Below are 26842 nucleotides of genomic sequence, written 5' to 3'. Positions count from 1 at the left end.
TACCCGGGCTTCGTGCTTTGACCTCATGTACACCCGCGAAGCGCCACAGCGCTTATGCATCGAGCAACAGGCGCTGGTGCGTGCTCACCCCACACGTCACGCACCAGGCTCGGCTGAATAGTTACCACTGGCCGCTTCCGAGACAAGCGACGATTTCCCAACCGCTGTATTCCCACCAGGAATATCGATCATCGGAGCAACTTCTGGCCAGGCTGGCCATTTGGATTGTGCCCGCTGTTTTATGGGTTCCGAATGGAGTGCCAATCGAAGCGGTCAGCTGATTGACGGTCTGGGGACTCTTGAGGGTGGTCGGATGCACGGAGGCGTTCGCGACAGTTGCGGTGAAAGCGAGCGTTGCGGATACGGCCAGAGCAGTAAGGGACTTTTTCATGTTCGAATCCTTTCAGTTAGCTGACATGCGGCTTATACATTGGCCTGACCTGCCTTCATCAATGATCTGAACAGATCGGGCATTCGCGTAGTGTGACGCCATGAAAGCCTACTACCGCGTTGCCGGTCGCACAGTCGCTCACCTGTACTATTGACAAACTATTGAAATCGAGAGAACTGCCCAAGTTCGAGGTTGACCAGTCCCCGGCAGACGAGCACAGATAAGTACGCGTTTTTTTCAGAAGTCTTTTCTGGGGCCTGGCTGGCCTGCCGATGGCCTGTCGATAGCGGTCAGGAATGTAGTCATGACAATTTTTTGATTGTATTGATCGGCCGATTTTACGATGCGTCACCGGCAATCTGACCCGAGGCTCATCATGCACATCGCCATCCTGACTTTTGAAGGTTTCAACGAACTGGATTCGTTCATCGCCTACAGCATCCTCAACCGGGTCAAGCAGCCCGATTGGCGGGTGTCGATCGCCGGCCCGACGCAAAAGGTGCGTTCAATGAACGGCCTGGTGGTCGAGGCACAGGTGTCATTGGAGGAGGCCTGCGAGGCGGATGCAGTTCTGGTCGGCAGTGGGAGCCTGACCCGCGACATCGTGGCGAATGCCCAACTGATGTCGCGTCTGCGGCTCGATCCGGCGCGGCAACTGCTGGGGGCGCAGTGCTCGGGCACGCTGATTCTGGAAAAGCTCGGGTTGTTGAACGGGGTTCCGGCGTGTACGGATCTGATCACCAAACCGTGGGTGGAGGAGGCTGGCGTGGCGGTGCTCAATCAACCGTTCGTGGCCAAGGGCAATGTCGCCACTGCCGGCGGGTGCCTGGCCTCACAGTATCTGGCGACCTGGTTTATCACCCGTCTTGCCGGTGAGGAGGCCGCCCGCAATGCGCTGCACTACGTGGTCCCGGTTGGCGAGAAAGACCTCTACATCACGCGGGCGCTGGCAAATATTTCGCCGTTTTTATAAGGCGCGTGGAGCGGATCAGCCCTCTGTGGTTTCGACCGGCTCCAACGCCGCTTCGGCAGCGATTTTCAATCGATCAGCCTTGCTGATGTACTTGGGCTTTTTCGGCGCCAGTTTGGCGCTGGCCTTCTTGGCCTTTTCCTTGAACAACTGCTGCAGTTTCTTTTGACGGTTCATGTTTTCTACTCGGCGTGAGCGTTCTTGAGAAGGAGTCGGGGCGTGGGGGATTAAAGCCAGGGTCGGCGGCGCCACCGGGTGCGGCTGCAGACGAACTGGAGACTGGTCATGATTGATCCAGCAAGAGGCGGTCATACGAGCAGTGAGTATGGTAAGCGTGAACGTCACTCGAGGCCAGTTTGTCATCGTCGTGCAACGGGCTACCCAGTAACGTTGCCTTAATCCTGACCCGTTCATATCTTGCGCACCTCATAGGCAGTCGACGATCCGCGGACTACACTCCAACACCATGAAACGCCCATTGCGGTTATTGCTCATATTCGTCATCAGCCTGGCGCTTCCCCTCAGTGGGATGGCGGGTACTCAGGTGCCGAGTGAACCGTGCCCGATGCAAGCCATGGGCATGGCGATGATGGATGGCATGGGCATGGACTGCTGCAATGATATGAAAAGCCCGGTCGAGCACGGTAAACCCTGCAAGCCCGGGCAGGAGTGCAAGACTGGGGGCATGCTTGAGGTCTCGATCATCAAGCCCGCCGTGACGCTGTTCAGCCCCGTCGTACTGATGCCTTCGGGCGATTCTTTCCCTGTCTCGACCCCTTCCGGGGTATGGCGACCGCCACGCATTTGATTCCTGTCGCAATTTGAACCTCATCCCGGTCCATCGGGATGGCTTGGCTGTGCGCGTGTCGTTCACGCGGGCAGTGGCTCATTACAGGAATCGTAAACATGAACTCCAAGTGCTTTTGCACCGGGCGGCCGCTTGTGGCAGGCCTTGTGGCAAGCGTGTTGGCGTGGCCGGGTTTCGCCAGTGCGTTGACACTCGACGAAGCCTTGCGGCTGGCAGAAAACACGGCGCCTTCGCTGATCGCGCAAGACGCAAAAATCCACGCTGCCAGCAGCGCGGCCATTCCCGCCAGGGAATTACCTGATCCGAAACTGCTGTTAGGGGTGCAGAACTACCCCGTCAGCGGCCCGAATCGCGGCAGTCTCGACGCTGATTTCATGACCATGCAAATGGTCGGAATCCGTCAGGAAATGCCCAACGAAGCCAAACGCAAGGCGCGTGTCGAAGTGGCCAGTGCTGCTGTTGACCGCGCGGCAGCCGAACGCCGGATCGAGCGTCTGAATGTGCGCCAGTCCACGGCATTGGCGTGGATCAGCAGCTATGCGGTGGAGCGCAAAAATGCATTGTTCCAGGACTTCTACAAAGAAAACCGCCTGCTCGCCGAAACCGTCAATGCGCAGATCGCCGGTGGTCGTGCGCAACCGGCGGATGCGGTAACGCCTCGGCAAGAGGCGGCACAACTGGCGGAGCAGCAGGACGATTTGATTCGCCAGCGTGCTCAGGCACAGGCAGCGCTCAAGCGCTGGATTGGTCCGGTGGCGGATGCCACGCCTCAGGGCCGACTGCCCGAATGGCCGGTGGACACCTCGGGCATCGCCCACAACCTGCAGCACCACCCAGAATTGGCGGCGTTTGCGCCAATGACTCGCGAGGCGCAGGCCAGAGTCAACGAGGCCCAGGCGCAGAAAAAGTCCGACTGGAGCTGGGAGCTGGACTATCAGCATCGTGACCGCCAGTTCGGCGACATGGTCAGCGTGCAGTTGTCCTGGGACTTGCCGTTGTTCCCCGAGACTCGACAGAACCCGGTGATCGCCGCCAGGCAAGCGCAACTCGACCAGCTGGAGGCCGAGCGCGATGCCTTGTCGCGCGAGCACACCCAGCAACTGGAAAGTGAACTGGCCGACTATGAACAGCTCGATCGGGCGATGCACCGCAGCGAGGATAGCCTGTTGCCGCTGGCCCGGGAGAAGGTCGAGTTGAGCATGGCGAGCTATCGCGCCGGCAAGGGCGATTTGAATGCGGTGGTGGCGGCCCGGCGCGAGCTGATCCAGGCGCGCCTGAAACAGGTCGATGTGCAAGCGCAACGAGCGCTGAGCAATGCGCGGCTTTATTTTGCTTACGGGGAGAGCGGCCAATGAACCTCAAGGGAAACAGGTGGGTGTTGGCGGGCATTTCGCTGTTGCTGGGCGGCGTCGGTGGTTACCGGGCGGCGCACTTGCAGATGGACGAATCAACTGAAATGGCAGCAGCGCAGAGTGCCAATGCCCCGGCCGAACGCAAGGCGCTGTATTGGTACGACCCGATGTACCCGCAGCAAAAGTTCGATAAACCGGGCAAGTCACCCTTCATGGACATGCAGTTGGTGCCGCAATACGCCAGCGGGGCGGATGACCGCGCGACGGTGAATATCGATCCGGCAGTGGCGCAAAATCTCGGCATGCGTTCGGCGCCGGTCAGGCGCGGGTTCTTCAGTTCCAGCCTTGATGTCAGTGCGATTGTGGGGTTCAACGAGCGTGACGTTGCAGTGGTTCAGGCACGCACGCCGGGTTTTGTCGAGCGCGTCTATGACCATGCGCCCGGCGATGTCCTCAAGGCCAACGCGGCGCTGGCGGACATTCTTGTGCCTGAGTGGGCGGCGGCCCAGACCGAGTTTCTGGCCATGAAACGCAGCGGTGATGCCGGTTTGTTGCGGGCTGCCCGTCAGCGACTGCGCCTCACAGGAATGCCCGATATGCTGATTGCCCGGGTTGAGCGGCAGGGCAAGGTTGCGCCTTATCTGACGCTCACCAGCCCGCGGGCGGGTGTGTTGCAGGAGCTGAATGTTCGTGTGGGCATGACCGTCGCGACAGGCGAAACACTGGCGCGGGTCAACGGCTTGAGCCGTGTCTGGCTGGCGGTGGCCGTGCCCGAATCCGAAGGCGCAGCACTCTCCGTGGGGCAAGCCGTCGAGGCCCGTCTGCCGGCGTTCCCGGGCGCCACGCTCAAGGGCCGCATCGACGCCATCTTGCCGCAGGCCAATGCAGACAGTCGGACCCTGCGTGTGCGGGTTGAGCTGCTTAATCCAGATGAACGCCTGCGGCCAGGCATGACCGCGCAGGTCAGCCTGCAGCAGACAGGCACCGCCAGCGTCTTGTGGGTGCCGAGCGAAGCGGTGATTCGCACGGGGCGCCGGGACCTGGTGATGCTGGCCGAAGCCGCCGGGCATTACCGGCCGGTGCACGTGCAAATCGGCGAGGAAAGCGCGGGCAAAACGGTGATCTTGAAGGGCCTGGAGGAAGGCCAGCAAGTGGTGACGTCGGGCCAGTTCCTGCTCGATTCGCAGGCCAGCCTCAAGGGCATCGTTGCAGGTGATGGCACGGACAGCATGGAGGCCCGGCCATGATCGCCGCGCTTATTCGCTGGTCCGTGGCCAATCGCTTGCTCGTCCTGCTGGCGACACTGTTTGTCAGTGCATGGGGCGTGTGGTCGGTACAGAACACGTCGATTGATGCACTGCCGGATCTGTCCGACGTGCAAGTGATCATTCGCACGCCTTTTGCGGGGCAGGCGCCGCAGATTGTCGAGAATCAAGTCACTTACCCGCTGGCCACGACCATGCTCTCGGTGCCGGGGGCGAAGACCGTGCGCGGTTATTCGTTCTTTGGTGACAGCTTCGTTTACGTGCTGTTCGAAGATGGCACCGACCCGTACTGGGCACGCTCGCGAGTGCTGGAATACCTGAGCCAGATCCAGAGCCGCTTGCCGGCCGCTGCCAGACCGGCGCTGGGCCCTGACGCGACAGGCGTCGGCTGGATCTTCCAGTACGCCTTGGTGGACCGCACCGCAGGACATGATCTCGCACAGCTGCGCGCACTGCAGGACTGGTTCCTCAAGTTCGAACTCAAGACCCTGCCCAACGTCGCCGAAGTGGCCACGGTGGGCGGCATGGTCAAGCAGTATCAGGTGCAGCTCGATCCGCTCAAACTGGCCGCTTCCGGCATCACCCAGGCACAGGTCGGCGAGGCGATCGGCAAGGCCAATCAGGAGACGGGCGGGGCGGTGCTGGAGATGGCGGAGACCGAGTTCATTGTGCGCGCATCAGGCTACCTGAAGACGCTGGATGACTTCCGGGCGATCCCGCTCAAACTGGGTGCCGGCGGTGCCCCGGTGACCCTGGGTGATGTGGCGACGATTCAACTGGGCCCGGAAATGCGCCGTGGTATCAGTGAACTCGATGGCGAGGGCGAGACGGTTGGCGGCGTGGTGGTGTTGCGCAGCGGCAAGAACGCTCGCCAGACCATTGCGGCGGTCAAGCGCAAACTCGATGAACTGAAAAGCAGTCTGCCGCCCGGCGTGGAAATCGTCACGACCTACGATCGCAGCACGTTGATTGATCATGCCGTGGAAAACCTCAGCCACAAACTGCTCGAGGAATTCATCGTCGTCGCGTTGGTCTGCGGGATTTTCCTGTGGCATGTGCGCTCATCGCTGGTGGCGATCATCTCCCTGCCGGTGGGTGTGCTGATGGCCTTCATCGTCATGCATTATCAGGGGATCAACGCCAACATCATGTCGCTCGGTGGCATTGCCATCGCATTGGTGCCATGGTCGATGCCGCCGTGGTGATGATCGAAAATGCCCACAAAAAGATCGAAGCGTGGCATGCGGCCAATCCCGGGCAGGCGTTGGAAGGTGAGCCGCGTTGGCGGGTCATTACGGACGCGGCGCAGGAAGTCGGGCCGGCGCTGTTTTTCTGTCTGCTGATCATCACGCTGTCGTTCATTCCGGTGTTCACCTTACAAGCCCAGGAGGGGCGACTGTTCGCTCCACTGGCCTTTACCAAAACCTGGGCCATGGCGGCAGCGGCCGGATTGTCGGTGACGCTGGTTCCGGTGTTGATGGGGTACTGGATTCGCGGGCGCATCCCCGGTGAGCGGCAGAATCCGTTGAATCGTTGGCTGATCGGGCTGTACCAGCCCGCGCTGGATGCGGTATTGCGGTGGCCGAAGCTGACCCTCCTGGTGGCGTTGCTGGTGTTGGCCAGTGCGTTATGGCCACTGTCGCGTTTGGGGGGTGAATTTCTTCCGCCGCTGGACGAGGGCGACCTGCTCTATATGCCGTCAGCGTTGCCGGGGTTGTCGGCGCAGAAAGCCGCGCAACTGCTGCAACTCACGGACCGCCTGATCAAGACCGTTCCGGAGGTCGAGCACGTCTTTGGCAAGGCGGGCCGTGCTGAAACGGCGACGGATCCGGCGCCCCTGGAAATGTTCGAGACCACCATTGCATTCAAGCCTCACGACCAGTGGCGCCCGGGAATGACCCAGGAAAAACTGGTGGAGGAGCTTGATCGCGTGGTGCGTGTACCTGGCTTGACCAACATCTGGATTGCGCCGATCCGCAATCGCATCGATATGCTCGCCACCGGTATCAAAAGCCCGGTCGGCGTAAAAGTCGCCGGCAGTCGCATCGCGGACATCGACGCGGTGACCCAGGCGGTCGAACGGGTTGCCAGGGACGTGCCCGGCGTCAGTTCGGCGCTGGCGGAGCGGCTGACCGGAGGCCGCTACGTCGATGTGGATATCGACCGTCAGGCCGCTGCCCGTTATGGCTTGAACATCGCCGATGTGCAGTCGATCGTCAGTGGCGCCATTGGTGGCGAAAATGTCGGGGAGACCGTCGAAGGGCTGGCGCGCTTTCCGATCAATCTGCGTTATCCGCGTGAGTGGCGCGATTCGCCGCAGGCCTTGGCGCAGTTGCCGATCTACACCGCGAACGGCAGCCAGATCACCCTCGGCACCGTGGCGAAAATCAGCATCACGCAGGGACCGCCGATGCTCAAGAGCGAGAATGCGCGGTTGTCAGGCTGGGTGTACATCGATGTGCGCGGCAGGGACATTGCGGCGGTGGTCGCTGACCTGCGCGAGGCAGTCAATGCGCAGGTCAAGCTGCAGCCGGGTATGAGCCTGAGTTACTCGGGGCAGTTCGAGTTTCTCGAACGGGCCAATGCGCGACTCAAAATAGTCGTGCCGGCGACGCTGGCGATCATTTTTGTGCTGCTGTACCTGACCTTCAAGCGTTTCGATGAGGCGGCACTGATCATGGCCACGTTGCCGTTCGCGTTGACGGGGGGCGCATGGTTTCTCTATTGGCTGGGGTACAACCTGTCGGTGGCCACGGGCGTCGGTTTTATCGCACTGGCCGGCGTTTCCGCCGAGTTTGGGGTCATCATGTTGCTGTACCTCAAGCAGGCATGGGCTGCACGCAATGACCTTGGCGAGCACTCTGATCGAAGTTTGCTTGCGGCGATTGGTGAAGGCGCTGTGCAACGGGTTCGCCCAAAAGCCATGACCGTGGCCGTCATCATCGCTGGCCTGTTGCCGATTCTGCTGGGCAGCGGCGCCGGTAGCGAAGTCATGAGCCGGATCGCTGCCCCCATGGTTGGCGGCATGCTCACGGCGCCGTTGCTTTCGCTGTTTGTCATCCCGGCGGCGTATCGCCTGATGCGCCGTCGTACCCTCGATGTTGAACCCTCCACCCTTGAAGGAAAAACCCGATGAAACTGACACTCGTTGCAGTAGCCGGCAGTCTCTTCCTGTTCGCGTCTGCGAGCCACGCAGAAGATCAATCCGCAATGAAAATGGACGATATGCCAGGCATGGACATGCAGCAGCAAACGCAGCAAACCCCTGTGGCCAGTGCCGAGGGAACGATCAAGGCGATTGATCCGGCAAGCCACACGGTGACCCTCGCGCATGGCGCTGTTGCGGCGTTGCAGTGGCCGCCGATGACGATGGCGTTTGCCGTGACGCCCGCTCAGTTGAACGGCCTGGTGGTGGGGGATCGTGTGACGTTTTCCTTCCGGATGGAGGGGAACAGAGCGACGATCGTGTCGATCAGCAAATAACGGCTGAGGTCATCAGCAACCGGCGCGCAGGGTTGCGTTCCGGTTGCTGCCGACCTTTGCGCACGGCGCCGGACTATGGCCTGACCTGGCGAAACTGCGCAGGATCAAATTGCTCGCGGGTGTCCATGCGAACACCTCGCAGATCTGCAGTTTCCAGATGCGTCGCCTGCAACGACTGTGCGCAGTAGCTGATCAGAATCGAACGCCGGCGGGCGCCACTTGCGTTGCGACTGCCCGCGTGCACCAGATCGACATCAAACACCAGAATGTCGCCCGCAGCGCCTGCCAGTTGCACCGCAGCGCTCTCGTCAGTGAACTCCAGTGACGACTGTTGCGGCAAAGGCCGATGGCTGCCCGGGACGAGGCGGGTGGCACCGTTGTCGGGACCATAGTCGTCGAAGAAGGCGATGGCGTTGACCATGTCACCGGGTCTTTTGCTCGACAAATCGCGGTGCAGTTGCTGATGGCCGCCACCAGCCAGCGGCTCGCGACCTTCAACCTGGGCCAGAAAGAAGCGTTCGCCAATCAACTCGCCGGCCACCGCCAGAACGGCCGGCAATCGACACACCGCTTGAACCAAGGAATCCAGATCCAGCTGCGCATGTCGCCAGTCCATGCCGCGCGGAACCGGCCATTGCTGCGACGGTTTCAGATTCGCATCGAACACCGCGCGAAGCTCGGCGAGCCACTCCAAAGGGATCGCCTGGCGCAGCAGCGCGTAGCCCTCTCGATGAAGTTGCTCGCTGTCGATCATGGCTTCGGCGTCGCCAGGAAATCGCTGATCAGTGCGACCACTTGCTGCTGGATGACCTCACGCGGGCGCGCCTTGTCGCCATCGCGGCAAATGATGCCATCGCCCGGAGCATCTTCCTCGAGCATCTCGATCGCGCCCGGTTTGCAGATCGACATGAAACTGAAGTGGGTGGCGTCGCTGATCTCGACATAACGCGTGGTGGCCTGTGGCAGACGTTCAACAAGATTGGCGGACTCCAGTTGCGCGGGCAGATCTTCGGACGGGGCGCCGGCGGCGATCACCAGCGTCGGTACGTCCAGCGCCGCGAGGCTTGCGTCGGTCATGCCGCGTGACAGGCCCAGGTCCAGCGAGACGATGGCCGTGACCGCGTTGTAGCGCATGTCGGCAGCCAGTTGGGCTTTGGCTTGCGAGGTGCTGGCCGGATTCATTGTCTGGTAGACCTTGCAACTGGACAGCTTCGAATGGACCTTGCAGTCCTCGGCAAAGCGCTCGGGGTCGAAGCGTGCGCCGGCGATTTCCAGGGCCGTCCAGCCACCGAGCGAGTGGCCGACGACGGCAATGTGTCGCGGCGCAACCGCACCAAATTGCCCCGGCTGCGCTACCACCGCATCGATCGCCCGACGCAGGTCTACCGGCCGCTGCCACAACTGCGCCGCGGCTTGCGGGCTGCGGTCGTGGGTGGTGCTGCCGGGGTGGTTGACCGCTGCGACGATGTAACCCTGATCGGCCAGGGCAGCCGCCAGCCACATCTGATTGCTCCAGTTACCCCGGTAACCGTGCGACAGCACCACCAGCGGATGCTCGCCGGCCGTCGGTGGTGCATCGCGCACTGCCGACGCACTGAGGAATACCGGACTGTCGTCGATCAATTGTGCGGGCGCGGTGGTGGTCGCCGGGTACCAGACGACCATTTCCAGCGGACGCTGCGAGTCCGCCAAGGTTGTGGTGTGGAAGCCGATGGGGTTGGCATTAGCGAGAGTGTGAGTGCTCAGGCCGATCAGGAACAGGACGCCGAGTGCTGTTTTCAAAGGGGGGTCTTCCTTGACTGAATCGCTATGTGATTGCAGCCCTCTGCGCGGGCGCAACGTCAGATCCGGCTGCTACATTCCGCTCGTAAAAAGATCTTCACAGATCGAATGAAGGGGGCCGGCACCGAAACCACTGAGGGGTTTGGGCGTGGCAGGAAGGCCTTCTTCCCTGCACTTGCTTGCGATGACTTCTGACTCATCGAAAAACCTTTCAATAAGGCAAAGTTTCATTTTTGAAATGTCATCCCCTGCCTGTTCGGGTGTCAAGTTAAGCCCACGTGCGAGCGAGATGCGAATATTTGTCGCCGCTACCCTGATGACCGGATCATCACTGCGATTGGCGAATTCCGTGACTTTTCGCACATCATGCTCCAGCTGATCCCTAGACTTGGAGCGTCCCGGCTCTGTGCGGGACATCGCTTCAGCCCCCACTTCAAGAAACGAAGATCGTGCATCTACGACGGCTGCACATGTCTGCGCAAAGGGATCACTGCCATCTCGGGTCAACTTGTATCCCTTATAAGCGTATACAGCGGATGCAAGCGCAATCACCATCATCACTAACCACGCAACGATTTTGCCGTTGCGATCCGAGCCGTAACTGCGCATAGAGGTCAACAATGATTTCAGGGGGGGTAGCCTCATTTACTCTCCATCATGAAATTGAATAGCCAATACTGTCATTTCTGACTGGATACTGTACTGCTATCGGGCCATCACGTGCATTACAAGTTGAACGCTATTGGTGTGAGGTTAAGGCTACGGATGGACAGTTAGCAGAAGGATAGGGCACATGGCACACCCGGATTTGAAATGCCAGCCACAGCCCGCTAGAGTCGCGCCCCTTGTCCGGCCCGCAGCGCCGGCTAATGCTGGGAAAGGGGGGGCGGTTGAACGAACACACTTTGTCCATGCGCCTGGAGCGCGTGGCGGCGCAGGTGCCGGCAGGCGCACGGCTGGCCGATATCGGCTCGGATCACGGCTATCTGCCGGTGGCCCTGATGCGCCGTGGTGCCATCGCGGCGGCGGTGGCTGGTGAAGTGGCGTTGACGCCGTTTCAGGCGGCCGTGCGCACGGTACGCGAGAACGATCTGCAGCCGCACATTATCGTGCGCCTGGCCAGTGGCCTGGCGGCGATCGAGCCGGGCGACGAGATTACCGCGATCAGCCTGTGCGGCATGGGTGGCGAGACCATTCGCGATATCCTCGACAGTGGCAAGGCGCGCCTGAGCGGGCACGAGCGGCTGATCCTGCAACCCAACGGTGGCGAGCAACCGTTGCGCCAATGGCTGATGGAAAACCACTACCGCATCCTCGTCGAGGACGTGCTGCAGGAAAACCGCTTCTTCTACGAAATCATCGTTGCCGAGCGTTCCGGTCCGGTCGACTACAGCGCCGAACAACTGTACTTCGGCCCGCTGCTGATGCAGGCGCGCAGTCCGGCATTTATCGCCAAATGGCAGCGCCTGTTGCGCCAGAAACAGAAAACCCTGAACAGCTTCACCCAGGCGCGTCAGACCGTTCCGCAGGAAAAGCTGCAAGAGACGGCGCAGCAGATTCAGTGGATCACCGAGTTGCTGGCGTGAGCTGAGCGCAACGTTCCCCTGTTGATTCCCGAGCGCCAAGCCGAAGATTGATCCATGTCCGGCTGTGAGCCAGCACCTTGTCAGCCATGGCCATCGGGAAATGGATAAATCCATGGGCGCAAGCGGGCAGCAGGTGCACTTCAACCGCTGCCGACGCTTTCCAGCGTGCAGCCAGTTCCAGAGTGTCGTCGCGCAACGGGTCCAGTTCACCGACAAACATCAGTGCCGGGGGCATGCCGGCAAAGTCGCCGTAGAGCGGTGACAGCGGCGGCTGTTGACGTTGTGCGTCGTTCAGGTCCGGGGTCAACTGGCGCAGCGCCTCGACCATGCCGGGGCCGTCCAGCAGCAGGGTGTCGGCAGTCGCAGCGCGTACGCTGGCCGATCCGGTCAGATCGTAGACGCCGTAATACAGCAGCGCTCCGTGGATACGCTGCAAAAATTCGGGCGATGCCTGCAGCCCCAACAACGTCGCCGCTGCCAGATGCCCGCCCGCCGATTCCCCCACGACGATCACCGGCAGGTCAGCGAATTCGTTGCAGCCGAGCAACCAGCGAGTGGCCCCCAGACAATCCTGCAACAACCCCTCCACCGGCGTGTTGACCGCCAGCCGATAATCCACCGAAACCACCGCCACGTTGCACGCATTGACCATGCCGGCGTTGAGTTCGTCGTTCATCTGCGGGTTGCCGATGACCCAGCCACCACCATGAAAATCCAGCACCACGCCTCGGGCTTTGCCTTTGGGCCTGATAATCCGTAGCGGCACCCGGACGCCGTGGGCATCAATCTCGATGTTTTCAGCCTCAAGGCTGTGTTTGCGCAGCTTGTCTGTGCCGGCCTTCTGACTGACGCGCAGCAGCGCCTGGATCAGTCGCGGCGTGACGCGATTGCGGATGCGAAACCGTGGCAGCCAGGCCAGGGTCTTGTTGAAACGCTGCATCTGCGCGATTTCATGTGCGCCAAACTCAAGTTTTTCGGTGTCCATGCTGAGCCTTTTTTGCACATGGCCGGAAATTCGCCGGCCTCTACATGTGTATTTGTACCGATGGCCGGCGAATCAGTTCAGGTTTAAAGTCAGCGTCAAGGTTAATGCGTTTGCGGAGTGGAACATGAGAATCGGTGAACTGGCAAAAATCAGCGGGTTGGCGCCGTCTCGCATCCGCTTTTACGAAGCGAGTGGCCTGATCACCTCGGTCGGGCGCAAAGCCAACGGCTATCGTGACTACGCCCCCGACACGCAGTGGATTCTGGAGCTCATTACCGGGGCGCAGGCGGCGGGATTCTCATTGGAGGAAATCCGCCAGTTGATGCCGATGAATGCGCAGGGCTGGCAACATGAACAATTGCTCAGTGGCCTCAAGCAAAAGGTCGAGGAAATCGAAGTCCTACAGCAACGGCTGGCCCGGAACAAGGCGCAACTGTTGCTGGCCATCAAGGGTATCGAAGGCAAACCGGAGGGCATGGCCTGTGCGGACAATGCGCAAATGCTGATGAGCCGCTTGCGTGAAGAGGGCGTGGTGGGTTCTTCAGACCGCCGCGATGTGGCGCGCTGAACATCGAATAGCCTTAAAAAAGCTATTGACCTTAAAGTTGGCTTTAATCTTATGGTGGCCTCATCTCAGTTGAGGACTGCCCGCATGAATGTGTTCGACCCCCTGATACTTCCCAACGGTTCGACCATCAAGAATCGTATCGCCAAAGCCGCCATGGAAGAGAACATGGCCGATGCCGACCAGGCGCCCTCCGACGAGCTGATGCGGCTCTACCAGGCGTGGGCCGACGGTGGCGCCGGGCTGATCATCACCGGCAATGTCATGGTCGACGGCCGCGCCATGACCGGCCCGGGCGGCGTGGTGCTACAGGACGATCAGCAACTCGCCAGGTTCCAGCGCTGGGCGCGTATCGGGCGCTCCGGTGGCGCGCAGTTCTGGTTGCAGATCAATCACCCGGGCCGGCAGATGCAGGCCAACCTCGGGCAAAAAACCTGGGCGCCGTCAGCCGTGCCGCTGGAGCTGGGCAGCATGTCCAAGCGCTTTGCCACGCCCCACGCCATGACTCCAGACGTGATTGAGGAGGTCATTCAGCGCTTTGCACGCACTGCGCGCCTTGGCGAACAGGCGGGGTTCACTGGCGTGGAAATCCACGCCGCGCATGGCTATCTGTTGAGCCAGTTCCTTTCGCCGCTGACCAACCAGCGGACGGACGAGTGGGGCGGCTGCGTGGAAAACCGCGCGCGCCTGTTGCTCGATATCGTCAGCGCGGTGAGGGCCGTGGTTTCGGCGGATTTTGCGGTGGCGGTCAAACTCAACTCCGCCGACTTCCAGCGCGGAGGCTTCACCGCCGACGAGGCGAAAAAGGTGGTTGAGCTACTCAACGATCGGGGGGTGGATCTGGTGGAATTGTCCGGTGGCAGTTACGAAGTTCCCGCCATGCAGGGCGAGGCGCGCGATGGCCGCACCCTGGCTCGCGAGGCTTACTTCGTCGAATTTGCCCGCGACATTCAGACCGTCGCGAAAATGCCGGTGATGGTCACCGGCGGGATTCGCCGCCGCCCGGTGGCCGAACAAGTCGTTCAGAGTGGCGTGGACATGGTGGGCATCGGAACGGCAATGGCCATCGAACCACACCTGCCGCGTGACTGGCTGCAGGGCAAGGACAACGCCCCGCAGTTGCCGCCGATCACCTGGAAAAACAAAACCATCGCAGCGTTGGCGAACATGGCGGTGGTCAAGTTTCAGTTGGGTAAACTCAGTCGGGCAAAAAAGCCCGATCCAGCTGTGTCACCGCTGCGTGCGCTGATTGTGCAGCAGATCGCCATGGCGTTTCGTACACGCCAGTACCAGCGCTGGGTAGAGAAACGTTCGACGTGAGGCGTCAGGCGTTTCAACCTTGAGCTGTCAAGTCTGGCGGGCGCTCTGACGAGGGCCCGCCAGTGTCAGGCGATCAATTGGGCATCAGCACCGTATCGATCACATGAATCACGCCATTGGATTGCATGACGTCTGCGATGGTAATGGCCGCCTTGCCACCTTTGGCGTCCTCTACCCACAACTTGCCATCGTGCAGCATCACGGTCAGCGATTCGCCCTGAACGGTTTTCAGCATGACTTTGCCGCCGTGCATTTTCGCTTGGTCCATCAACTGTTTGCCCGTGTGTGTGCCGGCCACCACGTGGTAAGTGAGGATCTTCGTCAGGTCAGCCTTGTGTTCGGGTTTGACCAACGTATCGACCGTGCCGGCGGGCAGTTTGGCGAAGGCCTCGTTGGTCGGGGCGAAGACGGTGAACGGCCCCTTGCTGTTGAGCGTGTCCACCAGCCCGGCAGCTTTGACCGCGGCGACGAGTGTCGTGTGATCTTTGGAGTTGACTGCGTTTTCAACGATGGTTTTGCTCGGATACATGGCCGCGCCGCCGACCATCACGGTATCGGCGGCGAAGCTGAATCCAGCTCCAAGGGCGAGCAGTGTGAAGCAAGCGACAGCAAGGCGTTTGATGAGCGAGTGCATGGTGTGTCTCCTTGATTCTTCGACCCTTCGAATGAGGGTATTGAATGTACGGAGCCGCGACTGAAACGGATGCAGCGCAGGGCGAAATAAAAGGTGCGCTGCAGTGAACTGGACCGAATGTGCTCTCAGGTATGAGTATCGTTTGAGGGGAAAATCAGTCGCGGTCGTTCGCTCACAGGATTTCCTTGTGCACGAATGCCGAGCCAGAAATGATTGTCTGCCGATGGGCGTTTTTACATCGTTGGCGCGACAGGAAATGATAGCCGCGCAACACCTGACAACGATTGAAACGGTCAAGGGTGAACTACGCAAGAGCGGTTTTTCAATTCACCATAACCCGACAGAAAGCATGCAGATTCATTGCGATTTCACAGGCTAGCCTGGCGGTCTGGTTGAGACGTGTTCGAGAGGGACAAAATCATCTCAGATAGCGCTGACTCAATTGCCTTGGCCTCGGCTGTTATCGCCATGTGCGCGCTAGGATTGACGGTCTGGCAGGGCCTCGTACAACGCCGCCATGCACGATTGTCAATACAACCCCATTTTGTATTTGTCCGGAACCAGCGCCGAGGCCAAAGCCGGTTTTACTTTTCTTCAGGGAGCTCGCCATGACAACAGGGCAGTGTCTATGCACCGCTGTGCGCTTCAGCCTCTCGGTTGCGCCTGGTTTTTTCTATCGCTGCCACTGCACCCTGTGCCGCAAGCAAACCGGGGTCGGCCACAACCTCGCCACGCTGGTCAGCGCTCGTGACTTTCGCTGGGAAGCAGGGCAGGAGTCGATCAGCAGTTGGGTCAAACCCAGCGGTTACCGGAACGACTTCTGTGCGCAATGCGGCTCGACCGTGCCCAACCTGCTTCGCGGATCGCTTTACGTGTGGGTTCCGCTCGGCCTGCTCGATGACGATCTGAGCGTGGAGTGCGCGGGCGATTTCTGCGTTGATGATGCCATGTCGTGGGATGTGCAGCGTTCGGCCAATAACCGTCACGGTTGCGTGGAGTCAGTGGCGCTTCTCGTGCAGCAACTCCGGGTCAACGGTGGTTGACGCCGGAGCCTGACCTGCTGGTTATTTCCGCAGATACGCAAACATATGCTGCACATAATCGGCCTTGCCCAGCGGTACGCCGTTGTGCCGCAGGATGTTGTACGCCGTGATCAGGTGGAAGTAGAACTGTGGCATGGCCCAGTCCATGGCGTATTCGCTGCCGGTCATGTCGAAGGCGATGCCGTTGGGCAGTTCGATGGCGATTTTCCTGTGTGCGCTGGCGTCGATCTGCGCCGGGTCCGCTGCTGCCAGTCTCTGCAAGGTGCTTTCGATCAATGCCTTGGCCGCCGCCATGTTTTCTGGCGGTGCGAGTGCGCTCAGCGGTTGTTGCGTCAATCGCAGCACGGCGTCCTGCGCTTGAGTGCAGGTGTATTGAACTTGGCGGGCGAGGTTGTGCATGTCAGGCGCAAGGCGTGCTTCGAGCAGAACCTGCGGGTCGTAGCCGCGCTCAACGGCGCAGGCTTCGCCCTTGGACAAAAGCGCTGACAATGAACGCAGCATCTGGGCGAAACGAGGAATAGTCACTGCATGGATCGACATGGTTGTTCCTTGCGTAGTGTCTCAGGGAAGTGGCAGTTGAGCGATGAGGCAGCGCTCGCGCATTTGCCGGAGAGTAACCCTGTTTTCAGCGCCGTGCGAGATGCTGCTGGGGCGCCAGAAACGCATCGTGGAAATAATTGCGAAACGCGTGCATCGCCGGGCTGAACTCCTGTGCGCGGTGCCACGCCAGGCCGACACTCATCGGCGTCACCTTGTCGGTGATCGTCAGGGTTTCGATGCGTTTGCCTTCCAGCGACCAGGGGCGGTGCACCAGATCCGAAAGAATTGCCACACCGCTGCCATTGGCGACCATGCTGCGCACGGCTTCGACAGAGCTGGTGCGAACCCGCACGTTCGGCTGCTGGCGCGCGTTTTCCCAATAGCGCATGGCGCTCTGTTCGGCCTCGTCGACGGTCAGCAGGATGAACGGCTCCTTCGCCACATCGGCCAGACTCACAGCCGAACGTTCGCACAGCGGATGGTGGCTGGGCAGCCATAACCGGCGCTCAGAGTTGAAGAGCGTCTCCGAGACAATGTCCGGGTGAGTGAGGTTGGCGGTGAGCACCACGGCCATGTCGAACCGGCCTTCGAGCAGGCCTTGTTCGATGGCTTGGCGCTCCTGTTCGTGAACCTCGATGGTCACATCGGGATGCCAGTGTTCCAGGCGCTGCAAATGGTGCGGCAGGAAGTAGCCGAACACCGTGTAGCTCGCCGCCAGGCGCAACACGCCACTGGCGCGGATGTCCGGCAATGGGCTGTTCAGCGCGTCATCGACACTGCGCAAAATCACATAGGCCCGGTTCAGAAAATGCCGCCCGGCATCGGTCAGGCTCATGCCTTGCGCCGAGCGCTGAAACAACAGCGTGCCAAGAATGCCTTCCAGCTCCTTGATCGCCGTGGTCACCGCCGACTGCGAAATGTTCAGATGAAGCGCGGCCTGGGAGATCTGTCCGATCTCGGCGGTGGCGACGAAATAGCGCACTTGGCGCAGGGTCAGGGACATGGACACTCCGGTCGGCGAGGAAGCTTTTTTTTGAGGCTATCTGTTTTTCAGAAGATGGCCTATCTGTTAATAGATCTTCCCAAGGGGTGTGCGGAAATTTAACTTGGCCTGCATGAAGTCACAAGCGTCAGGAGCAAGCGTCATGCAAGCAGTAGATTTCAACTCGGACATGGGTGAAGGCTTCGGCCCATGGACCATCGGTGATGGTGTCGACAATGAGCTGATGGGCTTCATCAGTTCGGCCAACATCGCCACCGGTTTCCATGCCGGCGACCCTGGCACCATGCGCCGCACGGTGGAGCAGGCCAAGCGTCTGGGCGTGGCCATCGGTGCGCATCCGGGGTTTCGTGACCTGGTCGGTTTTGGCCGTCGGCACATCAACGCACCGGCCCAGGAGTTGGTCGACGACATGCTCTATCAACTGGGCGCCCTGCGTGAACTGGCCCGTGTTCAAGGCGTGGCGCTGCAACACATCAAACCCCACGGAGCGCTCTACATGCACCTGGCGCGGGACGAGGAGGCGGCCCGCCTGCTGGTGGAAAACCTGCAACGTCTGGAGCCAGAACTGTTGCTGTATTGCATGCCCGATTCGGTGATCTGGCGCGTCGCGACAGAACTCGGTCAACCGGTGATCCGTGAATTCTACGCCGACCGCGAGTACGACCTCAGCGGCTCCATCGTCTTCACCCGCAACGTGCGCGCCTACGACCCGACGCAAGTCGCCGCGCGAGTATTGCGCGCCTGTCAGCAAGGCGTGGTGCGTACCGTTGAGGGTGAAGACCTGGCAATCGCTTTCGATTCGATCTGCTTGCACAGCGATACACCGGGCGCGCTGGCGTTGGTCGAGGCCACACGCAAAGCGCTCGATAACGCCGGGATCGAGGTGCGCGCCCCGCGCTGATGAACGGCGCAACACCTGGCCCACAGACGCCAGGGTCTGCCCAACGATTCACTTTTTGCCTGCCTTTCTACAACTATTCCAAAAGGAACAGACATGGCCGAACACACTGTAATCACCCCGTTGCCAGGGACCTTCTATCGCAAAGCCACGCCGGAGTCGGCGAACTACGCCGAGGTGGGCGCGCAGGTCAGCGCCGACACGGTGATTGGCCTGATCGAAGTCATGAAGCAATTTTCCGAACTGACCGCCGGGACGGCCGGTCGCCTCAGCGCATTTCTGGTAGAAGACGGTGATCCGGTGGAGCCGGGTCAAGTCATCGCAACACTCGACGTCGAGTGAGGGCGTGATCATGACCCAAGGTATTGATAAATTACTGATCGCCAACCGTGGCGAAATTGCGGTGCGAATCATTCGTGCCGCCAAGGCACTGGGGATTCCTACCGTTGCCGCGTGCAGTGAAGCGGACGTCGATTCCCTCGCCGTGCGCATGGCCGATGAGGTGCACGTACTTGGCCCGGCGCGCGCCGATAAAAGCTATCTGAATGTAGAAGCCTTGCTCGGTGCTTTGAAAGCCACAGGCGCCAACGCGGTGCACCCCGGTTATGGCTTTCTCTCGGAGAACGCGGATTTTGCCGAAGCGGTGGTGGCGGCCGGGGCGATTTTTGTCGGGCCGAGCGCCGAGACGATCCGGCGCATGGGCGATAAGGCCGAAGCCCGGCGTACTGCGCAAGCAGCGGGGGTGCCAGTGGTGCCGGGGTCGCCGGGTGAGCTGTTTGATGTTGAATCGGCGCTCAAGGCTGCAGGAGTCGTTGGCTTCCCGCTGCTGATCAAAGCCTCGGCCGGTGGTGGCGGGCGCGGTATTCGCCTGGCGCAAAACGCTGCGCAACTGGCAGAAGAGTTTCCCCGTTCCCAGCGCGAGGCCCAGGCCGCGTTCGGCAACGGCGCGGTGTACCTGGAGCGGTTTATCGGACGGGCTCGGCACATTGAAGTGCAGGTGTTGGGCGACGGTCAGCACGCGGTGCATTTGTTCGAGCGGGAGTGTTCACTGCAACGTCGCCGGCAGAAAATTTTCGAGGAAGCGCCGTCGCCGGTCCTCAGCCAGCAGCAACGCGAGAGCCTCTGCGCGAGCGCCGTGCGCCTGACCGAGTCCTTGGGCTACAAGGGCGCCGGCACTCTGGAATACCTGTATGACGAGGCGACCGGCGAGTTCTTCTTTATCGAGATGAACACGCGGATTCAGGTAGAGCACCCGGTCAGCGAACTGATCACCGGCATTGATCTGGTCCAGGCGATGTTGCGCATTGCCGGCGGCGAACCGCTGGGTTTCAAACAGAGTGACATTCAACTCAACGGCGCCGCGCTGCAAATGCGCCTGAACGCCGAGGATCCGCAGCGCGACTTCTTCCCCAGTCCCGGGTTGGTCGAGGAACTGATCTGGCCGCAGGGCGAAGGCATTCGTGTCGACACTCACCTGTATCAAGGCTACCGCGTGCCGCCTTACTATGACTCGTTGCTGGCCAAGCTGATCGTGCATGGCCCTGACCGCGCCGAAGCATTGCGCCGGGCGAAAGCAGCGGTAGAACAGACCACATTGTCCGGCATGGCCAGCACCCTGACGCTGCACGGCGAACTGCTCGAACAACCGTGGCTGCACAGCGCCGACTTCCACACCGGCACCCTGGAAACCTGGCTGGCCGCGCGCCGCAGCGGAGGTGCAGCATGAGTACGCCAATCCGTTACAGCTTCGGCGCCGATGAGCATCTTTTTGCCGAAGTCAGCGACAGCATGTCACTTGATGCGTTCTTCAAGGGGCTGGCCGTTACCCGCGCGGTAGAGCGCCTGGCGCTGGATGGCGTGCTCGACGTGTGCCTGGCCAATGCCTCGTTCCAGATTCGTTTCGACCCGGATCGCATCGCCCCGCACACCCTGCTCGAAGCGGTGAAAGGCGCCGAAGCCGAGGCGGTTGCCGAGCGCACGCTGCAGACGCGCATCATCGAGATTCCGGTGCTGTACAACGACCCGTGGACCCACGAAACCCTGATGCGTTTTCGCGACCGGCATCAGGACCCCAGCGCCACTGACCTGGAATACGCCGCACGGATCAACGGCCTGGCCGATGTCGATGCGTTCATCGCCGCCCACAGCGGTGCGCCGTGGTTTGTCTCGATGGTCGGCTTCGTCGCCGGGCTGCCATTCATGTTCCAGATGGTCGAGCGCGAACGCCAGTTGCAGGTGCCAAAGTACCTGCGGCCACGCACTGACACACCGAAATTGACCCTCGGTCATGGCGGTTGCTTTGGCTGCATTTACTCGGTGCGCGGTGCCGGGGGTTATCAGATGTTCGGCGTGACGCCGGCACCGATCTACGACCCGCAGCAAAACCTCGCGTACCTCAAGGAACACATGGTGTTCTTCCGTCCGGGCGACATCGTGCAGTTCAAGCCGATCGATCGTGAGGCCTACGACCACGCGGTGGCTGAAGTGGACGCCGGGCGCTTTGATCTGCGGATTCGTCCGGTGGAGTTTTCGCTGGACGCGTTTCTCGCCGATCCGATCGCTTATCCCAAGTCGCTGCAGGAGGTGCTGGCATGATCAAGGTACTCAAACCCGGCCTGGCGACCTCGGTACAGGATCTGGGTCGCGAAGGTTATTACCACCTGGGCATTCCGCCTTCGGGTGCGCTTGATCAATATGCCTTGAGTGCGGCCAATCAACTGGTCGGCAACCCGGCAGGTCTGGCGGCGCTGGAATGCACCTTGCTCGGGCCTGAGCTGGCGTTTCAGCACGATGCGCTGGTGGCGGTCTGCGGTGCGCACATGACGCCGCGTGTCGATGGCGTGGAAATGCACCACGACACAGCCTTTGAGGTGAAGGCCGGACAAGTGCTGCGCTTCGACTTTCCGAAGGCCGGCGCCCGGGCTTATCTGGCAGTGGCGGGGGGCATCGATGTGCCGCTGGTGCTCGGCAGTCGTTCGACCTACACACTGGGTGCGCTTGGCGGCTTTCAGGGGCGCCGATTGATCGCCGGCGACGAGTTGCCGATTGGCGCCGCGAGTGCCAAGGGTCGCGCCGGCGCCAGTCTGCCCATGGCGTTACGCCAATCGCTGGGCGGCGAAATCACCCTGCGCGTGGTGCCGGGCCTGTATTACGAGCGCCTGAGCGAGTCTGCGGCAAAGAGCTTTTTCGCCGAGCCATGGACGGTCGGTTCTGAAGCCGACCGTATCGGCTATCGCTTCAAGGGCGGCAGCGCGCTGAGCTTTCAGCCCCGCGAACAGCCGTTCGGCGCTGGTTCCGATCCATCGAACATCGTCGACAGTTGCTACCCGATCGGTTCGATCCAGGTCCCGGCCGGACTTGAGCCGATTGTCCTGCACCGTGACGCGGTGTCCGGTGGCGGCTACGCGATGATCGGCACGGTGATCAGTGCCGACCTCGATCTGATCGGCCAGATGCAACCCAATCAGAAGGCCCGCTTTGTCGCGGTGACCCTCGAAGAAGCGCTGGAAGCACGACGCTCCTATAAGAAAAAACTCAGCTGCCTGAGCAAGCTATTCCCTTCCTGATTCTGCCCGCCGCATCGCGCGGGCCATGCCAAACGGTAAGCCAACGCCGCACTCCGGTGCGGTGACGGCTGCCCGCGCTTCAACCTTTGACTGGTTCTGGAGTTCACGCATATGGCTGCTTTATCGCAATCGAGTCAAACCGGGCAGGACCCGGCCCACCATCCCGTACCGACCGCAGCGCGCATGGGCCGACTGTCGCTGACCATGGCCTGGTGGGCGGTGTGCAGTGCGATGTTTTACATCGTGGTCGGCGCTTCACTGGCGCTGTCATTCGGTGCGCGCAACGCGTTGATCGGCATGCTGCTGTCAGTCATCAGTTATGGCCTGGTCAACAGTGTGCTCAGCCGATTCGCGATCCGCAGCGGCTTGTCGGTGGCGCTGTTTTCACGGCTGTTGTTCGGCAGCACCGGGGCGTGTCTGGCGACGCTGATCTTCTTCTCCACGGCGATCTACTACGCGGTATTCGAAGGCTCGGTGATTGCCGTGGCGCTCCATCAACTGTACCCGCAACTGATCTATCCGCTGGCGGCACTCGCAGTGGTGCTCTACAGCGTGCCGATGATTCTGGGCAGCGTGCAGCACTGGCTGGACAAGCTCAATGGCGTGCTGCTGCCGGTGTACCTCGGCGGTCTGCTGGTGGCGGTGGGGCTGTCGATCAGTCGTTATGGCTACCAGCCGCAATGGCTGGATTTCGGCCCGACGACGCCCAGCGCATTCGGCTGGTGGCACTGCTTCGTCGCTTACATGGGCGTCTGGGTGTTGATGCTGTTCACCTTCGACTACGCGCGTTTCGGCAAGCCCGAAGACGCCGAATACCATGGTCGCTGGAACTTCGGCATGCCGTTCTACGCGGTAACGTTTTTGCTCAATGGCGCGGCGGGCATCTACCTGGTCAGCAGCATTCCCCATGACGGCGCGCTGAACGAAGTGTCGGTGGTGATGGCGATCCTGCAGTTGATGGGCCTGTGGGGATTGCTGTTCGTCTGGGCCACGCAAACCCGCATCAATACCGCCAATTACTACCTGGCGACGTTGAACATGCAGGCGTTCTTCGGCCGTTTTGGTGTACGCGGTTCGTATCTGATGTGGGCGCTGGTAGTTGGGGTAATCGTTTACGGACTGATGCTGGCGGATGTGTTTGCCTACCTCCTCAAGGCGTTGGCCTATCAGGGGATTTTCGTGGTGGCCTGGGTCGGCGTGGCATTGGCGCAGATTCTCTGTGGTCGTAATGATGTGGCGGCACTTGAGCGGGTGGCGACGTTCAATCCTGTCGGGTTGACGGCGTGGTTCGGGGCGACAGCACTGGGACTGGCATTGATGTTTGCCGGCGACGGGCTGAGCAGTTTTTCCGCGCCGGCGACCGTGGTAATGGCGTTTGCCTTGCAGGCGGGATTGGCCCGGCGCGGTCGATGGGTGGTGCAGGCGGCGGAGTAGGGGGGGCGGGTGACTGGAATCGTGCTGGCCGACAGGGCTCCAGTGCCGCTGCAGATGCGCCATCAATAATCTCCTCGGCAACCAGCCGCCCCACGACCGCCGCCAGCGTCACGCCGGGATGCATGACGCACACGTACGCACTGTTGAATTCCGGCAGATAGCCAATGATGGGAATCCTGTCGGCGGGCATGGGTCGCAGGCCAACGCTCGCCATTTGCGGCATGATGGAAACCACTCCGTGAAGTTCGTGCTCAATGGCTTTGGCCGTTCTCAGCGCGATGGCGTGCGGTCGGTTGTACAGCGCGTCATCTATATAGTCCTCCGCAGCCAGCAACGTACCGTCGGTGTCCTGCCGGATTTCCATCTGGGGGCTGGAGATGATCGTGTTTATCCGATGAGGCTGGGTTGTGTAGCGGATGAGTAGGGCGGGTGACGCGTCGATGGGCAGGGTGACGTTCAGCTGATCTGCCAGTTGCGCGATGGCGGTGCCCGCCGCCAGCACGACAATGTCGGCAATGAGGTTGCCGGTCGCAGTGCTAACGCCGGTGACAGCGCCGTTCAACGTCTGAAATCCGAGCACCGGCGTGTGCGTTAACAGCGTCGCGCCATGGGCTTGTGCGCCTGCAATCAAGGCATGCGTTGCTTGCACCGCATCCAGCGCGCCTTCGTCGGCGGCAAAGCAGGCCCGTTGCGGAGAGTGTTTGAGGTTGGGTTCAAGGTCGAGAATCTGCGCACTATATATAGAAGGCGCATAAAACGGACCCGCGCCGTAAGACAGCGCACCTGTCCATCGAATGTTCAACCCTGGCAACTCGGATTCGAGCCGCCGGTGTTCTGCGATGGCTGCGGCGCGTAACGGCGCAACAGGGTCTGGCCCGCCGTGTGACGTGTTGATCCATGCAAAGGAGCGTCCTGTCGCGCCGCAGGCAATTTCACCAGACTCGAGCACTGTGACGTGCGCACCTTTCGCGGCGAGGTGATACGCCAGTGAAGCGCCGACGATTCCCGCGCCGATCACGATGATCTGTTTGCTCACACCAACCTCCAATGTCGATGCGCTGACAGTACTCCATCCCGGCCTGTAGCGGCAGACTTGCCTGGCCCGGTGATATCAGGGAAGCTGCGCCGAGTCCGTTTTTGGGCCGGTTTTGAATCGTTCAGGGAAGCGTTGATGGCACTCAGGGTGTTGGTGGTTGGCGGGTATGGAAACTTTGGCAGCATCGTTTGTCGGCATCTGATCGATATGCCCGACGTCGAGCTTGTGATCTCGGGGCGTGATCCGCAGAAACTGGCGCACAAAGTCGCTGAGTTGGGCGCGACCTGCGAGAGCTGGTGCGGCGATGCCATGGGGGGCGGATTTTCTGCAGCCCTGTGCGCGATGAACATTCAACTGGTGATTCACACCGGCGGCCCGTTTCAAGGGCAATCCTGCGCGGTGGCCGAGAGCTGCATTGAGGCGGGCGTCAACTATTGCGACCTGGCGGACTGCCGGACGTTCGTCAATGGCATCAGTGTGCTCGATGCCCGAGCGAGGCAGGCCGGGGTCGCTGTCCTCAGTGGCTGCAGTTCAGTGCCGACGCTTTCGTCAGCGATCATCGATGAGCATCGCCACCACTTCAAGCGCATCGATTCGATTGAGCACGGTATCTCCTCGTCGGCCAAGATGCCGGGGCTGTCGACGGTCGAGGGCGTGCTCGCTTATGCCGGCAAGCCGATCCGTCAGTTGCGCAACGGTCAGGTGCATGAGGTGATGGGCTGGGAGGATCTGACCCTGCGCAAGCTGCACGGCCTCGGCTTCCGTGCGTTGGCCAATGTGGATGTGCCGGACATGGACATCTTCGCCAACCGCTATGGCGCACACACGTTGAGCTTCAAGGCTGGCGCGGGCCTCAAGCTCGGAGGCGTGGCCAATTATCTGTTTGCTCTGGCAATGAGGAAGGGGCTGGTGCGTGACCATGTGCCATGGGCCGCCAGGTTGCATCGTTGGGGCAGCTGGTTCGAGCGTTTCGGCGATGGCAAAAGTGCGATGTATATAGATGTGCAGGGCGTCGGCCTGAATGACCAGCCGCTGTCGATGACGGCGCAACTCACCGCGCTGAATGACAAGGGGCCGGAGATCCCGAGTTGTGCCGCCGTCGCTCTGGCCGCGAAAATCGCCCGGGGCTATGTGCCCGAGTCTGGCGCGCGTCCTTGCGTCGGCGAGATCAGCGTCAATGCGTATATGGCCGCAATCAATGATGCACAGAATCTGAGCCTGTCCGTACACTTCAGTGACGGGATGCGCTGAGCATGTTGTATCTGGGCCTTAAGTACGTACATGTCATCGCCGCGATTTTTCTGTTCGGTTTCGGCATGGGCTCCTATCTCTATCTGATCGCCGCCAGTCGCACGGCCAATCCGCAGGTGATCGCCCATGTGGCGAGAATGGTGGTGCGCTTCGACGCCTGGATCACCACGCCGGCGGGCTTCATCCAGATCGTGACGGGCTATATGTTGACCAGGCTCAGCGGGCTGCCACTGATCACGGAGTGGGTGCTGACATCGTTGATCATCTTCTGTGTCGTCGGTTCGCTGTGGCTACCAGTGCTTCTGTTGCAGAAGCGCTTGCAGCAGATGGCGGCGCGCGCAGTGGAACGTGGGACAGAGCTTGATGCCGATTACCGGGCCTTTTACTTTCAGTGGTTCTGGATGGGGGTTGGCGGCTTTCTGGGGATGTTCGTGATTGTCTTGATAATGGTGACGAAGATGACGCCGGGTCAGTGGCTTGGATTAATGGTGTAGCGGGGCGCTGCCGTGCTTTCGGGCTTTTTTGACCGATATGACAGAAATGTGAAAATAGCTGTTGACGGCAGATTCTGGAGGTCTATAATTCGCCCCACTTCCGGCGCAGTCGAAACGGAAAACTCCTTGAGATTCAAAGAGTTACGCAGTTTTCGACAGCGGCTTGCTTCAGTTCATCGAAGTCTGGAAGGAGTTGAAAGTGCCGGCATGTCTGGCGCTTTTGACGGTTCGATCTTCTCGGTCGAAAGCGGTGAAAAAAGGGTGTTGACAACAGCGAGTAACGCTGTAGAATTCGCCTCCCGCTAACGAGAGATCGGAAGCGCAAGTGGTTGAAGTTGTTGAAGAAATCTTCGAAAACTTCTGAAAATAATCACTTGACAGCAAATGAGGCTGCTGTAGAATGCGCGCCTCGGTTGAGACGAAAGATCTTAACCAA

Annotated in this window: 27 protein-coding genes and 2 pseudogenes; 18 read left to right on the top strand and 11 right to left on the bottom strand. The window is 60.7% G+C overall.

Annotated features, from left to right (window positions below; translation table 11 throughout):
- Positions 1 to 121: 121 nt before the first annotated feature.
- Positions 122 to 391: a hypothetical protein gene (locus tag U862_RS0128290; protein WP_025113476.1), complete on the bottom strand. Its 270-nt coding sequence runs from the start codon at positions 389 to 391 to the stop codon at positions 122 to 124.
- Between the two features lie 376 nt (positions 392 to 767).
- On the opposite strand from U862_RS0128290, the gene U862_RS0128285 reads away from it, so the two are divergent.
- Positions 768 to 1364 (top strand): DJ-1/PfpI family protein, encoded by a 597-nt coding sequence (locus U862_RS0128285; RefSeq protein WP_025113475.1) that lies wholly within the window; start codon positions 768 to 770, stop codon positions 1362 to 1364.
- 15 nt (positions 1365 to 1379) lie between these two features.
- On the opposite strand, the gene U862_RS29875 is transcribed toward U862_RS0128285, so the two are convergent.
- Positions 1380 to 1538 carry a DUF2986 domain-containing protein gene (locus tag U862_RS29875; protein WP_081794930.1) on the bottom strand — a complete coding sequence of 53 codons (159 nt, stop codon included), beginning with the start codon at positions 1536 to 1538 and terminating at the stop codon, positions 1380 to 1382.
- A 289-nt stretch (positions 1539 to 1827) separates the two neighbouring features.
- Between U862_RS29875 and U862_RS0128275 the strand changes: the two genes are divergently transcribed.
- The 5 genes and pseudogenes from U862_RS0128275 to U862_RS0128255 all read left to right on the top strand — a co-directional run bounded on the left by U862_RS0128275 (position 1828) and on the right by U862_RS0128255 (position 8269).
- Positions 1828 to 2169, top strand: a complete 342-nt coding sequence (locus tag U862_RS0128275) for a hypothetical protein (protein WP_025113474.1) — start codon at positions 1828 to 1830, stop codon at positions 2167 to 2169.
- 98 nt (positions 2170 to 2267) lie between these two features.
- Positions 2268 to 3524 carry a TolC family protein gene (locus U862_RS0128270; protein ID WP_025113473.1) on the top strand — a complete coding sequence of 419 codons (1257 nt, stop codon included), beginning with the start codon at positions 2268 to 2270 and terminating at the stop codon, positions 3522 to 3524.
- Positions 3521 to 4768 (top strand): efflux RND transporter periplasmic adaptor subunit, encoded by a 1248-nt coding sequence (locus U862_RS0128265; protein WP_025113472.1) that lies wholly within the window; start codon positions 3521 to 3523, stop codon positions 4766 to 4768. Before U862_RS0128270 ends, U862_RS0128265 begins: the two co-directional genes overlap by 4 nt.
- A pseudogene (locus U862_RS0128260) lies at positions 4765 to 7922 on the top strand (efflux RND transporter permease subunit). The gene U862_RS0128265 and the pseudogene U862_RS0128260 overlap by 4 nt, the downstream one beginning before the upstream one ends.
- On the top strand, positions 7919 to 8269 hold the full coding sequence (locus U862_RS0128255; protein ID WP_025113471.1) for a copper-binding protein: 351 nt from the start codon (positions 7919 to 7921) through the stop codon (positions 8267 to 8269). Before U862_RS0128260 ends, U862_RS0128255 begins: the two are co-directional and overlap by 4 nt.
- A 73-nt stretch (positions 8270 to 8342) precedes the next feature.
- Here U862_RS0128255 and U862_RS0128250 read toward each other — a convergent pair whose 3' ends face one another.
- From U862_RS0128250 to U862_RS0128240, 3 genes are all read right to left on the bottom strand, one after another.
- Positions 8343 to 9023, bottom strand: a complete 681-nt coding sequence (locus tag U862_RS0128250; protein ID WP_025113470.1) for a phytanoyl-CoA dioxygenase family protein — start codon at positions 9021 to 9023, stop codon at positions 8343 to 8345.
- A complete protein-coding gene (locus tag U862_RS0128245; protein ID WP_025113469.1) occupies positions 9020 to 10051 on the bottom strand; it encodes an alpha/beta fold hydrolase in 1032 nt (343 codons plus the stop codon). Before U862_RS0128245 ends, U862_RS0128250 begins: the two co-directional genes overlap by 4 nt.
- A 72-nt stretch (positions 10052 to 10123) precedes the next feature.
- Entirely contained in the window at positions 10124 to 10660 is a 537-nt protein-coding gene (locus U862_RS0128240) for a hypothetical protein (protein ID WP_177327383.1), read from the bottom strand.
- A 281-nt stretch (positions 10661 to 10941) separates the two neighbouring features.
- Between U862_RS0128240 and U862_RS0128235 the strand changes: the two genes are divergently transcribed.
- Complete coding sequence (locus tag U862_RS0128235; protein WP_025113467.1) at positions 10942 to 11637, top strand: tRNA (adenine(22)-N(1))-methyltransferase TrmK; 696 nt, start codon at positions 10942 to 10944, stop codon at positions 11635 to 11637.
- Here the strand turns inward: U862_RS0128235 and U862_RS0128230 are convergent.
- A complete protein-coding gene (locus U862_RS0128230; RefSeq protein ID WP_025113466.1) occupies positions 11618 to 12622 on the bottom strand; it encodes an alpha/beta hydrolase in 1005 nt (334 codons plus the stop codon). The two genes, U862_RS0128235 and U862_RS0128230, sit on opposite strands and share 20 nt — an antisense overlap.
- Before the next feature lie 124 nt (positions 12623 to 12746).
- On the opposite strand from U862_RS0128230, the gene U862_RS0128225 reads away from it, so the two are divergent.
- Both U862_RS0128225 and U862_RS0128220 read left to right on the top strand, forming a co-directional pair.
- Positions 12747 to 13190, top strand: coding sequence for a MerR family transcriptional regulator (locus U862_RS0128225; RefSeq protein ID WP_025113465.1), 444 nt, complete (start codon positions 12747 to 12749; stop codon positions 13188 to 13190).
- Positions 13191 to 13274: 84 nt separating this feature from the next.
- Positions 13275 to 14507 carry an NADH:flavin oxidoreductase/NADH oxidase family protein gene (locus U862_RS0128220; RefSeq protein ID WP_025113464.1) on the top strand — a complete coding sequence of 411 codons (1233 nt, stop codon included), beginning with the start codon at positions 13275 to 13277 and terminating at the stop codon, positions 14505 to 14507.
- Between the two features lie 73 nt (positions 14508 to 14580).
- On the opposite strand, the gene U862_RS0128215 is transcribed toward U862_RS0128220, so the two are convergent.
- Complete coding sequence (locus tag U862_RS0128215) at positions 14581 to 15141, bottom strand: fasciclin domain-containing protein (protein WP_025113463.1); 561 nt, start codon at positions 15139 to 15141, stop codon at positions 14581 to 14583.
- 608 nt (positions 15142 to 15749) lie between these two features.
- Between U862_RS0128215 and U862_RS0128210 the strand changes: the two genes are divergently transcribed.
- Positions 15750 to 16184: a GFA family protein gene (locus U862_RS0128210; RefSeq protein WP_025113462.1), complete on the top strand. Its 435-nt coding sequence runs from the start codon at positions 15750 to 15752 to the stop codon at positions 16182 to 16184.
- 21 nt (positions 16185 to 16205) lie between these two features.
- Here the strand turns inward: U862_RS0128210 and U862_RS0128205 are convergent, their stop codons facing one another.
- Together U862_RS0128205 and U862_RS0128200 are read right to left on the bottom strand one after the other, a co-directional pair.
- Positions 16206 to 16724, bottom strand: coding sequence for a DUF1993 family protein (locus tag U862_RS0128205; protein ID WP_025113461.1), 519 nt, complete (start codon positions 16722 to 16724; stop codon positions 16206 to 16208).
- A gap of 85 nt (positions 16725 to 16809) precedes the next feature.
- Complete coding sequence (locus U862_RS0128200; protein WP_025113460.1) at positions 16810 to 17727, bottom strand: LysR family transcriptional regulator; 918 nt, start codon at positions 17725 to 17727, stop codon at positions 16810 to 16812.
- 142 nt (positions 17728 to 17869) lie between these two features.
- Between U862_RS0128200 and U862_RS0128195 the strand changes: the two genes are divergently transcribed.
- The 6 genes from U862_RS0128195 to U862_RS31005 all read left to right on the top strand — a co-directional run bounded on the left by U862_RS0128195 (position 17870) and on the right by U862_RS31005 (position 23625).
- Positions 17870 to 18628, top strand: coding sequence for a 5-oxoprolinase subunit PxpA (locus U862_RS0128195; protein WP_025113459.1), 759 nt, complete (start codon positions 17870 to 17872; stop codon positions 18626 to 18628).
- 93 nt (positions 18629 to 18721) lie between these two features.
- On the top strand, positions 18722 to 18967 hold the full coding sequence (locus U862_RS0128190; protein ID WP_025113458.1) for an acetyl-CoA carboxylase: 246 nt from the start codon (positions 18722 to 18724) through the stop codon (positions 18965 to 18967).
- 10 nt (positions 18968 to 18977) lie between these two features.
- The gene (locus U862_RS0128185) at positions 18978 to 20351 is read left to right on the top strand and encodes an acetyl-CoA carboxylase biotin carboxylase subunit (protein WP_025113457.1); all 1374 of its coding nucleotides are present in this window, start codon (positions 18978 to 18980) and stop codon (positions 20349 to 20351) included.
- Complete coding sequence (locus U862_RS0128180) at positions 20348 to 21220, top strand: allophanate hydrolase subunit 1 (RefSeq protein ID WP_025113456.1); 873 nt, start codon at positions 20348 to 20350, stop codon at positions 21218 to 21220. The genes U862_RS0128185 and U862_RS0128180 overlap by 4 nt, the downstream gene beginning before the upstream one ends.
- Positions 21217 to 22191, top strand: coding sequence for a biotin-dependent carboxyltransferase family protein (locus U862_RS0128175; RefSeq protein ID WP_025113455.1), 975 nt, complete (start codon positions 21217 to 21219; stop codon positions 22189 to 22191). The genes U862_RS0128180 and U862_RS0128175 overlap by 4 nt, the downstream gene beginning before the upstream one ends.
- 111 nt (positions 22192 to 22302) lie before the next feature.
- A complete protein-coding gene (locus U862_RS31005; protein ID WP_025113454.1) occupies positions 22303 to 23625 on the top strand; it encodes a cytosine permease in 1323 nt (440 codons plus the stop codon).
- A 7-nt stretch (positions 23626 to 23632) separates the two neighbouring features.
- Here U862_RS31005 and U862_RS29870 read toward each other — a convergent pair.
- Positions 23633 to 24673: pseudogene (locus U862_RS29870) on the bottom strand (NAD(P)/FAD-dependent oxidoreductase); the annotation flags it as partial.
- 123 nt (positions 24674 to 24796) lie between these two features.
- Between U862_RS29870 and U862_RS0128165 the strand changes: the two are divergent.
- Positions 24797 to 25912, top strand: a complete 1116-nt coding sequence (locus U862_RS0128165; protein WP_025113453.1) for a saccharopine dehydrogenase family protein — start codon at positions 24797 to 24799, stop codon at positions 25910 to 25912.
- Between the two features lie 2 nt (positions 25913 to 25914).
- Entirely contained in the window at positions 25915 to 26406 is a 492-nt protein-coding gene (locus tag U862_RS0128160) for a DUF2269 domain-containing protein (RefSeq protein WP_025113452.1), read from the top strand.
- A 168-nt stretch (positions 26407 to 26574) separates the two neighbouring features.
- Here U862_RS0128160 and U862_RS31000 read toward each other — a convergent pair.
- Positions 26575 to 26842: hypothetical protein (locus U862_RS31000; RefSeq protein ID WP_081794929.1), on the bottom strand; the 268-nt coding region annotated here is incomplete at its 5' end.

The organism is Pseudomonas sp. H1h, assembly GCF_000633255.1.
Taxonomy (GTDB): Bacteria; Pseudomonadota; Gammaproteobacteria; order Pseudomonadales; family Pseudomonadaceae; genus Aquipseudomonas.
The sequence above is the reverse complement of the archived record's forward strand: the minus strand, read 5'-3'. Positions and strand labels throughout refer to the sequence as shown.

Excerpts from the sequence above, each read along its gene's own strand:
- U862_RS31005 (WP_025113454.1), top strand. The coding sequence starts at position 22,303 with ATGGCTGCTTTATCGCAATCGAGTCAAACCGGGCAGGACCCGGCCCAC.
- U862_RS0128255 (WP_025113471.1), top strand. The coding sequence starts at position 7,919 with ATGAAACTGACACTCGTTGCAGTAGCCGGCAGTCTCTTCCTGTTCGCG.
- U862_RS0128160 (WP_025113452.1), top strand. The coding sequence starts at position 25,915 with ATGTTGTATCTGGGCCTTAAGTACGTACATGTCATCGCCGCGATTTTT.
- U862_RS0128240 (WP_177327383.1), bottom strand. The coding sequence starts at position 10,660 with ATGCGCAGTTACGGCTCGGATCGCAACGGCAAAATCGTTGCGTGGTTA.
- U862_RS0128205 (WP_025113461.1), bottom strand. The coding sequence starts at position 16,724 with ATGTCGATCCATGCAGTGACTATTCCTCGTTTCGCCCAGATGCTGCGT.
- U862_RS29875 (WP_081794930.1), bottom strand. The coding sequence starts at position 1,538 with ATGAACCGTCAAAAGAAACTGCAGCAGTTGTTCAAGGAAAAGGCCAAG.
- U862_RS0128220 (WP_025113464.1), top strand. The coding sequence starts at position 13,275 with ATGAATGTGTTCGACCCCCTGATACTTCCCAACGGTTCGACCATCAAG.
- U862_RS0128250 (WP_025113470.1), bottom strand. The coding sequence starts at position 9,023 with ATGATCGACAGCGAGCAACTTCATCGAGAGGGCTACGCGCTGCTGCGC.
- U862_RS0128195 (WP_025113459.1), top strand. The coding sequence starts at position 17,870 with ATGCAAGCAGTAGATTTCAACTCGGACATGGGTGAAGGCTTCGGCCCA.
- U862_RS0128200 (WP_025113460.1), bottom strand. The coding sequence starts at position 17,727 with ATGTCCCTGACCCTGCGCCAAGTGCGCTATTTCGTCGCCACCGCCGAG.
- U862_RS0128165 (WP_025113453.1), top strand. The coding sequence starts at position 24,797 with ATGGCACTCAGGGTGTTGGTGGTTGGCGGGTATGGAAACTTTGGCAGC.
- U862_RS0128285 (WP_025113475.1), top strand. The coding sequence starts at position 768 with ATGCACATCGCCATCCTGACTTTTGAAGGTTTCAACGAACTGGATTCG.
- U862_RS0128270 (WP_025113473.1), top strand. The coding sequence starts at position 2,268 with ATGAACTCCAAGTGCTTTTGCACCGGGCGGCCGCTTGTGGCAGGCCTT.
- U862_RS0128215 (WP_025113463.1), bottom strand. The coding sequence starts at position 15,141 with ATGCACTCGCTCATCAAACGCCTTGCTGTCGCTTGCTTCACACTGCTC.
- U862_RS0128275 (WP_025113474.1), top strand. The coding sequence starts at position 1,828 with ATGAAACGCCCATTGCGGTTATTGCTCATATTCGTCATCAGCCTGGCG.
- U862_RS0128265 (WP_025113472.1), top strand. The coding sequence starts at position 3,521 with ATGAACCTCAAGGGAAACAGGTGGGTGTTGGCGGGCATTTCGCTGTTG.
- U862_RS0128180 (WP_025113456.1), top strand. The coding sequence starts at position 20,348 with ATGAGTACGCCAATCCGTTACAGCTTCGGCGCCGATGAGCATCTTTTT.
- U862_RS0128225 (WP_025113465.1), top strand. The coding sequence starts at position 12,747 with ATGAGAATCGGTGAACTGGCAAAAATCAGCGGGTTGGCGCCGTCTCGC.
- U862_RS0128210 (WP_025113462.1), top strand. The coding sequence starts at position 15,750 with ATGACAACAGGGCAGTGTCTATGCACCGCTGTGCGCTTCAGCCTCTCG.
- U862_RS0128190 (WP_025113458.1), top strand. The coding sequence starts at position 18,722 with ATGGCCGAACACACTGTAATCACCCCGTTGCCAGGGACCTTCTATCGC.
- U862_RS0128175 (WP_025113455.1), top strand. The coding sequence starts at position 21,217 with ATGATCAAGGTACTCAAACCCGGCCTGGCGACCTCGGTACAGGATCTG.
- U862_RS0128185 (WP_025113457.1), top strand. The coding sequence starts at position 18,978 with ATGACCCAAGGTATTGATAAATTACTGATCGCCAACCGTGGCGAAATT.
- U862_RS0128230 (WP_025113466.1), bottom strand. The coding sequence starts at position 12,622 with ATGGACACCGAAAAACTTGAGTTTGGCGCACATGAAATCGCGCAGATG.
- U862_RS0128290 (WP_025113476.1), bottom strand. The coding sequence starts at position 391 with ATGAAAAAGTCCCTTACTGCTCTGGCCGTATCCGCAACGCTCGCTTTC.